Annotated in this window: 2 protein-coding genes; one reads left to right on the plus strand and one right to left on the minus strand. The window is 60.2% G+C overall.

Going from position 1 to position 12,066, the window contains the following annotated elements; translation table 11 throughout:
* Positions 1–124: 124 nt before the first annotated feature.
* A complete protein-coding gene (locus tag AACS24_RS00510) occupies positions 125–10,813 on the plus strand; it encodes a retention module-containing protein (protein ID WP_108572059.1) in 10,689 nt (3,562 codons plus the stop codon).
* 99 nt (positions 10,814–10,912) lie between these two features.
* On the opposite strand, the gene glpC is transcribed toward AACS24_RS00510, so the two are convergent.
* Positions 10,913–12,066, minus strand: a 1,154-nt coding sequence (gene glpC, locus AACS24_RS00515; RefSeq protein ID WP_258223039.1) for an anaerobic glycerol-3-phosphate dehydrogenase subunit GlpC, incomplete at its 5' end; no start/stop codon positions are given.

Here is a 12,066-nt window from a genome sequence, read left to right on the forward strand (position 1 = left end):
GGTCTGTTTGTGGCGTCTTTTATCGAAAATAGAGAAAAGACTGATTATCTTGGTTTCTGTATAATCGTTAAGCAGGGCGATGTGCTGATAAAAATATTTTTAATCAGGTAGTGCCGGAGGTTGTATGGCTGAGTTGCAAATTGAAAAGTCCACGGTGGTGACCCGCATAGAGGGCTCCGTGTTTGTCATCAGTGCAGATGGAGCTGTCGTACGAGCAACCGTGGGGATGGAGCTCCATCCTGGCGATCGGCTGCAAGCCGCGCAGGGGGGGCAGTTTGCACTGGCTGATGCTGATTCGCAGCCAGCCGCACAACGACCTGAACCGGCCAATCCTGTTCAGACCGATGGCAGTGAGGCGCAGCCTGATCAGGAGCTGGCTTCCCTGCAGGAGGCCATTCGTCAAGGTGTTGACCCGACCAAACTCTTTGCCGAGACCGCCGCAGGCAATGCGGCGCCGGCTGCCGGCAATATCGGTGGCGTTGCGGGTTCCAGCTCCGGTGGTTTTGTGGTGGTCGATCGCACCAATGACGCCACCCTGGCCGAGGCCGGGTTTGATACCGATTATGCCGTGCAACCTGTGGGTGATGAGCTGTTGTTTGCTGAAGAGCGCGACTTCTTTGCTGCCATCACCATCACAGAGCCGCAGACCCGCGACAACATCATCAACGCTGACGAAGCTGCTGGCGTCATCATCCGCGGTACCGTGCTCGATGTGGAGGTCGGTCAGCCGGTCACCGTGACCCTGATTGACCAGGCAGGCAACCGACTTACCGTCACCACGGTGGTGCTGCCTGGTCTGGTCTGGGAGGCCAATTTTGGCGACGTCACCGGAAAACTGGTGGATGGCCCCCTCACCATTCAGGCCGATACCCAGGATGCTGCTGGCAACCGAGCCAGTGATCTGGGCCAGACCCTGCTCGATACCATCACCACTATTACCCTGGATCTCGCCGATGAGAGCGACACCGGCGCCAGCCAGAGCGATGATCTGACCCGCGACAATACCCCGCTGCTGCAGGGCAAGGGGGAGCCCGGTGCCACAGTCACCCTCTCCCTTGGTGGCAGCGTGCTCGCCGTGCTGACCGTCGATGGCAATGGCAACTGGCAATATCAGCTGCCCGATACGCTGGCAGACGGAGCTTATGATTTCAGGGTCGACTCGGTGGATATTGCCGGCAACCGCGCCAGCGATACCCTCACTATTGAGGTCGATACCCAGGCCGCTATCGATATCGATGATCTCTATGCGGTGGAACTTTTTGGCAGTGACAATGCCACCCTGAGCGGTACCACCGCCAACGTCGAGCCGGGACAGAAGGTGACCATCACCCTGCTTGGCAGCGATGGACAGATCCTGCTGACCACCTCCGCAGTGGTGGGCGCAGATGGCCGCTGGCAGGTATCAGGTCTTGATCTCTCCGGCATCACGCAATCTTTCGAAGTGCGTGCCAGTGTCACCGATCTGGCGGGTAATTCGGCCTTGGACGGTGCGCCGCTGATCGGCCAGAGCGAGACGCTCACGCTATCTGAAAGCGGGCTGGTCAATGGCCCTGTTACGGCGACCGGCAGCCTCAATACCGGTGCTGGCATCGATGGCAATCTGCAGGTCACCTTCGCCGCTGACCAGAGTGCATTGGAGGGGCTGGGGCTCGTCAGCCATGGCGTGCCGCTTGGCTACGCCATTAATGGGCAGACCCTGACAGCCAGTGCCGGTGGGGCGACAGTCTTCACCCTGACCCTCAACAATGACGGCAGCTATCGCATTGTCTGGAGTCAGAGTCTGGATCACAGCCAGGATACCCTGCGTCTGCCGTTCAACCTCGAATACCGCGACAGCGACGGTGATCTGGTCAAGGCACCGCTGGTGATCAATCTGGTGGACAGCAATCCGCCCAGCTTTGACTTTGATCTCCCGCCCATTACCCTGACCGAAGATGCCTTTACCAACGGTGCCGCCGTAGTCGGGGAGAGCAGCTTTGTGGTCAAGCACACTGCCGATCCTTTGCTGGTGGATTCGCTGGCGTTCAGCAATCAGAGTGGCACCCTGGCTACCCTCAACGGCTCGGGTCTTGCCAGCGATGGCCATCCGCTTACCTTCGAATTTACCGATGATCGTACCCTGCTGGGCTACTACCTCGATGGTAATGGTCAGCGGGTAGAGGTATTGCGTGCCCAACTGCTGGCCGAACAGCAGGGGAGCGATGTGGGCGGTCGGGTGGTGATCACCCTCATCGGCCCGCTCGATCATCAGGGTAGCGACAGCCTCTCGTTGGGGTTGCAGGTGAGTGTCAAAGAGATCGATGGCGACACCACCAGTGCCGACCTGACCCTGACCATCAACGATGGCAGTGATCCTTCGCTTGGTCTCGACAAAGGCGTTTCGCTGCAGGAGGGTGGCAACCAGAGCATTGATGGTCAACTGCCGGTAACGGTGGGAAGCGATCGTCTGGTCTCTCTCACCTTTGAGGCGAGCCAACCAGCGTTGGCGGGGCTCACCAGCCAGGGGCAGCCCACCAGTTATGAGGTGCAGGGCAACCAGCTGATCGTCAAGGATTGGCAGGGCAATACGATCCTTACCGTCGCCATCGGGCTGGATGGCAAATACAGCGTCTCCCTGACCGGCGTGTTTGACGAACCGGTGGCGACCAACAGCCTCAACCTTGGCCTGAAGGTACAGGGTTCAGATTTTGACGGGGACAAGAGCAACCTCGGCACCCTCAATATCACCATTACCGATGGTGCCTTGCCGCAGGTTAATCCTGTCTCCCTCACTCTCACCGAAGATAGCAACTGGCAGCAGGGCCAGACTCTTAACGGTGATCTGACTATCACCGCAGGCAGCGATCCGCTGGCCAGCATCACCTTTGATGCCAACCAGCCGGGGCTGCAAGGGTTCACCTCGGGCAAGCAGGCCGTGACCATCACGGTGGCTGACCACCTTATCGAGGGGCGTACCCCCGATGGCAAACTGGTGTTTGAGCTGACCCTCGGCAACGATGGCAAGTACAGCTTTACCCTCCATCAGCCGCTGGATCAGGGCAGTGCCGACAGCCTGCTCAAGGCGGGCTTTACCCTGCTCGACAGCGATGGCGACAAGGTCTCCTCTACTATTACCGTGGCGGTAGGTGATGGCGCCAACCCGACTATCTCTGCCGTCAGCGGCACTGCCATCACCGAGATGGCGCAAGGGGAGGCCGCTGCGGTCAGCAACATGAGTTTCACGGTGACCCACGGCAGCGATGCCCTTGATCCCGCATCTCTCGGTTTTGATATCGCCACCATCCAGAGCACCCTGACCGGGCTCACCAGCCATGGCAGCCCGATCAGTTTTTCCCTCGATGCCAACGGCCAGCTGGTGGGCACCACGGCAGATGGTCGCGAGATCCTGCGTGCCGAACTGAATCTGGTCGACAACCAGGGTAACTGGAGCGTCACCGCCAAGGTCACCTTGAGCGGCGAGTTGGATCATAAGGGCAGCGAATCCCTCAACCTGCCGCTGGCGGTCACCATGGCCGACAAGGATGGCGATCGCATCGGTACCACGCTGCCGCTCACCATCGCGGATGGCAAGGCGCCGAGCTTTATCCCGGGCAAAGGCGTGTCTCTGGATGAGGGGAACCTCACCGGCAGCAACAGCCTGAGTCAAACCGGTCACTTCGATGTGCAAGCCGGGTCGGATCGGGTGGTCGAGGTGGCCTTTGCCGATGGCAGCCAGCAACCGGCACTCACCGCACTCGGTCAGCCGCTGCAGTACCAGCTGGTGGATGGTGACCCGCTGATCCCAGGCAGCCAGCTACTCAAGGGCTATGTGATGGTCGATGGCCAGCGAGTCGAGGTGTTTGAGGTGCGGCTGGTTGGCACGCTCGATCAGGCGGGCAAGAACGGTTTTGACTATCAGGTAACTCTCTATCAGGGGATCCATCAGGGCGCGCAGGCCGTGACCGAGCTGCCCATCAAGGTGATCGTCAACGACTACGACAAAGCGGGCGGCAACAACGACAGCACCAGCGGAACCCTTAATATACAGATTGGGGAAGGGAATAAACCGACCCTCACCCTGACGGGCGTCACCTTAAGCGAAGGGCGTTTCGATGGAGCTAACTCGACCACTGATGACCAGCAGGCGAGCGGCAAGATCACCATCAAGGCTGACTCGGATCCGGTGACCGATGTGCGACTGACGCTCTTCGGTCAGGTCATTGATGCCAGCGGCAAACCCATTACCCACAATGGCGAGGCCTTGACTTGGAAAGCGGTTGGCACGGATGGTCACACCTTCCAGGCGGTCACTGCTGGCGGCGTGGTGGTGATGACGGTTACTTTGGTGCAGGTGCCTGCGACCATTGGTGCCCATTCCACTGCGACCATCGACTATCAGGTAACTGTGCACACCAACCTGGATCACGGCGCCGATGACAAGCTTGATCTGAAATTACCGGTGCAGATTACTGACAGCGATGGCAGCCAGAGTCAGGGCTCAACCACCATCACGGTGACGGATGGTGTGAATCCTATTATCTCCGCCATTGACTCGGTCACAGTGAAGGAGTCTGCTCTCGATGGCTCCGCCAGCCAGCATCCGGGCACTATGCCCTCAGATCGGGGTGAAACGGCCAGCGGCAAAGTGACCATCAGCGCCGGTTCGGATCGGGTTGCTTCCCTTGAACTCGATGTGGCCGCCTTCAACCAGGCCAACCACCTGACCTCCAACGGTCAGGCGGTGACGCTGGCCGCTCACAGCCCGGGTTGGTATCTGGCTACGGCAGAGGGTGGCAAGTCGGTTTTCTGGATCCACCTCGATGTCACCGGCAGTTACAGCGTCTATCTGGTGGGGCCGCTCGATCACGGTATTCAGGGTAAAGATGATCTTGTCATTGAGGTGCCGCTCTTTGTCACCGATCACGATGGCGATCGTAGCCCCAATGTCAGCGTGACCGTGACGGTACAGGACGATATGCCTATCGGCACTGTGCTGGCTCATACCCTGAACGAGGGGAGTGCCACCGTCAGCGGTGATCTGCTGCCAGCCGCCAACGAAGGGGCTGATGGCGCCCGGGTGGAGTCGATCACCATCAATGGCCAGACCTATGCCGTCAATGGCTCCCTCACCCGGGATGTGATGAGTCCGGATGGCAAGCAGGTGATGGGCTCTCTCACCATCTCGGCGAATGGCAGCTATCGTTTCACGCCGGCCAGCGGCTTTGATCACGACAATGCCCAGCTGAGTCAGGTCATCACCGCCCATCTGGTGGATGGCGACGGTGACCGCGCCGACAGCACCCTGACCCTTAATCTGCGGGATGAGCCGGTGAGCTTCACCGTCACTGCGGCAACCGGCAACGAAGATCAGGGGGCTCAGGATCCGAGCGCCGGTATCCTCATCAACATGCAGCTCGATATCGGCGATTTCGACCGGGGCGAGCATGTAGATCAGCTCCTTATTCAGGCGCCAGCCAATGCTCATGGCACCTTCTATTACAACGGGGTTGCCCTTGCTACCACAGCGGATGGCAAGTGGTTTATCGTCCCGCCAGCGGCCATGGTGACCAGTGATAATGTGCACTACAGCACTCAGGGGGTGACTTTTGTGCCGGATGCCAACTGGTCTACCTGGAGCAACAAGGGCCAGCCGCTGCACTTCCAGGTGCAGTTGCAGGTGGGGGTGACCGAGGGGGATGCCCCTGCTGCAGTCACCGGCGATCTTGCCATCACTGTGCGCGGCGTGGCCGACAAGCCGGTGTGGGATGCAGGTCACACCAGCCAGCATTACGATACCAGTGAGGACAGCAGCGGCATCAAGCTCAATGTGAAAGCGGGCCTTACCGATACTGATGGCTCCGAGACCCTGGCCTACCAGATCAAATGGGAAGCGGGTCAGGGGAGTCTGACCCTTAACGGCAAGGTGCTGACCCCGGGGGCAAACGGCCTCTATACGGTAGCTGGTGGCGACATCAACAAGGTAACCGTCGTCCCGGCCAAGGATTTCAGCGGTGACATCAAGCTCTCGGTGACCCCGATCAGCACGGAGCAGAACCCGATCGCTCCGGGTCAGGGTACGGCGCAGGGAGACAAGATTGAGCTGGTGATCAACGTCAATCCGCAGGCGGATGACGCCAAACTCACCGTGCGCGATATTCAGGGCAAAGAGGATACCTTGCTCGATCTGGGCAGCAAAATTGGCCTGGCCCATCTGGGTGACACCACCGATGGCTCCGAGCAGCTCTTTGTGCGCATCAGCGGCCTACCCGCCGGGGCGACGCTGCTGCTGGGGGGCGTTGCCGTCAGCCAGAATGCTGCCGGGTATTACGAAGTGCCCTTTGAGCGCATCAATGAGCTCAAACTGCTGCCGCCCAAAAACAGCAACGTTGATTTCGATCTGACCATCAAAGGGGTAGTGAAGGACAGTGCCACCCTGACCGATGCCAATGGCCAGACCCATACCGTGGTGAACGAGAAGGAGACCGGCTCCCAGACCATTCATGTGGATCTGGTGGGGGTGGTGGATCAGCCTCACTTCGAGCTTGGCAAGACCGGCTGGGAGGTCGAAGGGACAGGCTATGCCATCACAGTGGGTGAAGATGGGCGGGCGCCGCTCAACTTTACCCTCACCTCGGGCGAGTGGGTCGATACCCCGCACGACACCTCCGAGAGCCTCAACGTGGTGCTGCAAGGGCTGCCGGAAGGTGCCCGGGTCTTTGATGCCAGCGGCAAGGAGCTGACCCTCACCTTTGCCGGACTCGATGCCAGCGGCAGACCGACCTATCAGGTCAATGTCTCCGATTTTGGCAATCTGCTTATCCAGCCACCCCACAACAGCACGGCGGATCTGCATCTTGTCGCCAAGGTGGTGGTCACCGAGAACGACGGCGACAGCAAGAGCTTCGAGGTGCCGCTGCATATCAAGGTGGAGCCGGAGATCGATGCCACCGACTACAGCAAGACCAGCCACGGCCTGGAAGATCAGTTCACCGTGCTGGACTGGCATCCGACCCTCACTGACAGCGCCGAAAAGGTCACGGCGCTGAGCCTCTCCGGGGTGGAGGCTGGCTACCAGATCTGGCTGCGAGTCGGCGGCGTTGAGAGCCAGCTGACCGTGGTGGGTGGCAAGGTCACCCTGACGGCCGCCCAGCTCGACAGCTTGCTTAACGGGGGCCAGCTGCTAGTGAAGGCGCCGGAGGATAGCGATCTGGATACAACTATCCAGAGCCACGTCACCGTGACCCAGCATGATGTGGATTCGGGGGCTGTGGCCGAGAAGGTGATCGATGGCAATCTGCATGTCGATATTCAGGCGGTAGTGGAGCCTGATGGCGTGCTGACCCAGACCGACGGCGCACTCGTGGGGCAGGGCGGTGCCGATATCGATCTGGCAGGGCGTTTCCTCTTTACCGACCTCGATCCCTCCAGCGTGGAGGAGATCGACTATCTGGTGATTAACCTGCCTGTGTTGAACGGTGGCGCAGGCGATCAGTTTGTGGTGATTGGCGGTATCAACAACGGTAACGGCAGCTGGATCGTACCGGCGGGCAACCTCGGCAGCTTCAAGCTGCATGCGCCGGACGGGTTTGTCGGCAAGGTTCAACCGATCCGCATCGATGCCATGGTGATCGACCGGGGTGACGATGGCGATGCCAGTGCCCATGTCAAGGTGAGTCTGAACACGGAGGCGACCTTCGAGGCGACGCCGACGACCAACAAGGAAGCTGCGGCGACCGTCGATATCGACGACAACGCTGTGCTGGTGGGCAAGGAGGATATCCGGGTTGACTTTGGTCAGCAGCTCAAAGGTGTGATCCATATCGGCGCCGCCGATCAGGCCAGCGACGAGGTGACCATAGTCCTCAAGGGGTTGCCGGCGGGCGTCACCATCAGCGGGGCCGAGTACAACATCTCGACCGGTGAGTACGTCATCAAGGTGCCGCCGTCACTGGCAGGGCTGGAGGGGCTGACCCTCGGCTTGCCACAAGACTTTGCCGGCTCGCTCAATATCGAGGTGAAGGTGGTCAACACGGATACTGCCAGTGGCGACATCAAGGTCGACAGCAGCACGGTACGGGTCGATGTGGCACCCGTGGTCGATGTGAATGGTGGCCGTGGCGAGTACCCGGAACTGACGCTGACCGTGCTGGATACCAACCATGACGGGCAGCCGGACAATCTGGAAGATAGCGAGATCCACCTCGATCTCTCGGTGAAACTGGCCGATATCAGCCCCTCCATCGCGGGCGGCGGCCTCGAAACCGTGGAGCGGGTCACCATCACGGTGGATGCCAAATATGGCTACTTCCTCGATAGCAGCGGCAAGCCGGTCAACACCTTGCTGGTCAACGATGTGGCGGCCCTCAAGGACTTGGTGTTTGTGCCCAAAGAGCACTTCAGCGGTCAGGTACCGCTCGACATTAAGGTCGATATCGTCGATACCGCGTTGGTCGGTGGTCAGCAGGTGACCGACAGCGGCAGCTGGAGCGGGCAGGTCGGTTTTGAGGTGAGACCGGTCAACGATCCGGCTGCGCTCACGCTGCACGATGTGGTGGGCAATGAGGATGGTGCCATCAGCCTTGCTGGCTTTGGTGCCGCCCTTATCGATAACGACGGTTCCGAGAAGATAGTGGCGTTGCAGATCAAGGGGGTACCGGATGGTTTTATCCTCTCGGCCCCTGCCGTGAATAACGGTGGCGGTGTCTGGCAGGTACCCGTGGGCACCGATTTTGCCAAGCTGACCCTGATCCCGCCGGCCGATTTCAGCGGCAGCGTGGAGCTGTCACTCAGCGCCTTTACCCTCGACAAGGGGCTGACGCTGCCGCTCGAAACCAGTGGCAGCTTCACCGTAACCGTCAATCCGGTAGGGGATGCCCTCATCAGCGATCTGGTTCCCACTGCCAGCGGGGTGGAGGGAGACAGGATCCAGCTCAATCTGGGGCTGGAGACCCGCGATACCCATGCCACCGGCGGGAGCGCGAGCAACGTGCATGAAAATGGCGCCGAGCAGGTGCGGGTGACCATCCGCAACGTGCCGGAGGGAGCATCCATTGAGCTGCCGGACGGAGTGGCCGGTCAGGTAGTCAGATTGCCAAACGGTGATTGGCAGGTGACCACTGTGGGTGGCAACCTGGCGGATCTGGTGCTGGTGACCAATGACGTTAACGGTACTCTGAAACTCGAGGTGATCGCCCAGAGTCTGGACAACGGCGCGCTGGGGCCCGAGGTGAAGGGCAGCATCGATGTCACTATAGAGGCGGTCAACGACGCGCCCGAAAACATTCTGCCCACAGCACCGCTGGTAGCCGAAGAGGATATGCCTTACCGCATTGATGGCTTGCAGGTCAAAGATGTGGATGCGGGCAACAGCACCATCGAGGTGCGCCTCTCGGTGGGTCACGGCACCTTGACCCTGGCGGCCGGCAGCGGCGTGACCGTGACTGGCAGTGGCACGGGTTCGCTGGTGCTGAGCGGCTCGCTTGCCGCCATCAATGCGCTGCTGGCGGGCGGGGTCACCTATCAGGGGGCACAGGACTTCAATGGCCAGGATCAGCTCACCATGGTGACCAATGATCTTGGCAATACCGGTAGCGGCGGGGCCCTCAGCGACACCGACGTAGTACCGATCGAGGTGCTGCCGGTCAACGATGCGCCGGTCAATCAGCTGCCGGGCAGCATGACGGTGAAAGAGGATGGTTCGCTCTCCCTTGCCGGCATCAGCGTGAAGGATGTGGATGCTGGCAGCGCACCTGTCTCCATGGTGCTGCGGGTCGAGCATGGTGTGCTGACCCTGCTGGGCGCAACCGGTGCTGTTGTGGTTCAAGGTGCGGATACCAGCGAGATCACCTTGGTGGGGTCACTGGCCGATCTCAACCAGTTGCTGGCAAGCAGCCTGCACTATGAGCCGGCCAAAGATTTCTGGGGAGAGGATACCCTGACCGTCACCACCTCGGATCAGGGCAACAGCGGTGCGGGCGGTTCTCTGAGCGACACCGATCAGGTGACCATCAATGTCACGCCCGAGCCGGATATGCCGAACCTGACGCTGACCCAGCACGAGATCCATGCTCTGCAGGGGGCGCTGGTGCCCCTGAGTCTGCAGGCTAGCGTGGTCAATCCGGCAACCGGTGAGCTATCCATTCGCATCAGCGGATTGGGTAACGCTCTGGTGCAGGATGAACATGGCCTGACCGTTGGACAGAAGGAGAGCAACGGTGACTGGCTGATCCCGGCAGATCACTCGGTTCCGCTCTACTTCAACGGCCTGAGCGATGGCGATCATGTACTGGGGATCTCCGCCGAGTCGAGTGTCGGCGGTTCCACCATCAGCACGCCACTCGATACCTTGACTATCCACAGCCAGAGCGGTCATGAGCTGTTGGGTTCCGAGCATGACGATATCCTCTTTGGCACTTCCGGCGATGATCGTCTGGTTGGTGGTCAGGGCAACGATATCCTCACCGGCGGTGCCGGCAGCGATCTCTTTGTCTGGCAGAAGGGGGATGAGGGAAGTCAGGGGCAGCCCGCAGTCGATACCATCACCGACTTCCATCCGGAGCAGGGGGACCAGATCGATCTGGCCGACCTGTTGCGGGGCGGCCCGGGAGCCAGCGTCGAAAGTCTGCTGAATAACCTCTCGGCGTCGGTGACGACCGGCAGCAATGGCCTGAGCGATGTGAATCTTTCGGTGACCTCGGCTAGTGGTGGTCAGGTGACCCAGCAGATCACCCTGAAGGATGTGGATCTGAACAGCTGGAATCTCACCAGCACCTCGTCCCACGACATCCTGCAGAGCATGCTGGATAACCACTCTCTGATCATCCAGCATCCCTGATAGCGGGAGTGAAACGTAAAAGGAAGAGCCGGCAATTGCCGGCTCTTTGTTTATCTCTGCGTGGATCGTTTTTTTATGCAGCCGCAAGGGCCGAGGGATTCAGGCCAGCGCCTGGGCCAGCAGGTAGATGGGATGCTCACAGCGGAAGCTGGTGCTCATCTCGATCTGCCATTTGCAGGTCTCGCAGTCGGTGATCACCAGATCGGGGGCCAGCCGGTTGATCTGATCAAACAGCCCTTCGCCGATGGTCTGGCTGGTCTGGTAGTTCTCCGACTTGAAGCCGTAGGTACCGGCGATACCGCAACACTGCGACTCCAGTACCGTCACCTTGACCCCGGGAATGGCGCGCAGCAATTCGAGGGTGTAGATGACGCCCCCCATCTTCTCCATGTGGCAGGGAGTGTGGTAGGCGATGTGCAGATTGAGCGGTCTCATCGCCGGTTTGTTGCCCTTGTAGAACTCGTTCCACAGGAAGCGGGTCACCAGCGAGATGCGATCGCGCACCTTGTGGTTGTCCTGCTCCAGCAGGTGGGGATATTCATCGCGCAGGGTAAAGCCGCAGGTGGAGGAGGTGGCCAGCAGCGGCATCTCGTTACCCAGCAGGGAATTCTCCATCTGCTTGATATTGAAGGCAGCCTGCTGCTTGGCCTTGTCCATGAAGCCGTTGGCAATCAGCGGCACGCCGCAGCACTTTTCCCGCTCCAGCAGCTGGACACCGATGTTCATGGCGTTGAGCACCTGCACCAGCTCCTTGCCGAGCTGCGGGTGGTTGTAGTTGACGTAGCAGCCGTGGAAGTAGGCGATCTGGCGCGCAAAGCGGGTTTGAGATTCTTTTTGCTTCTTGTACCAACCGCGGAAGGTGCCCTGAGAGTATTTGGGCAGATCCCGGTGGGAGGAGACCCCCAGCGCCTTGTCCAGCACCAGCTTCATCGGTTTGAGGCCGGTGGTGAAGTTGACCACCGGCGCCATCAGGGTAGACATGCTGCCCATCAGATCGGTGTGGGAGAGCACGAACTCGCGGATCCCCGGTTTGAAGCCGCTGTACTTGTCTTTGGCCTTGGCGATGATATCGCCGATGCGCACCCCGCTCGGGCAGGCCACTTCGCAGCGCTTGCAGTTGGTGCAGTGCTTGAGGGCGCTGTCAAACAGCTCTGGGCTCTTGATCCGCAGCCGCTCCCCATCCGGGCCCGCCTGTTTCGGGCCGGGATAGGCGGGGTTGGCCTTGGCCACCGGACAGTAGGCGGTACAGACGG

The organism is Aeromonas sp. HMWF016 (genome assembly GCF_963878195.1).
GTDB lineage: Bacteria > Pseudomonadota > Gammaproteobacteria > Enterobacterales > Aeromonadaceae > Aeromonas > Aeromonas lacus.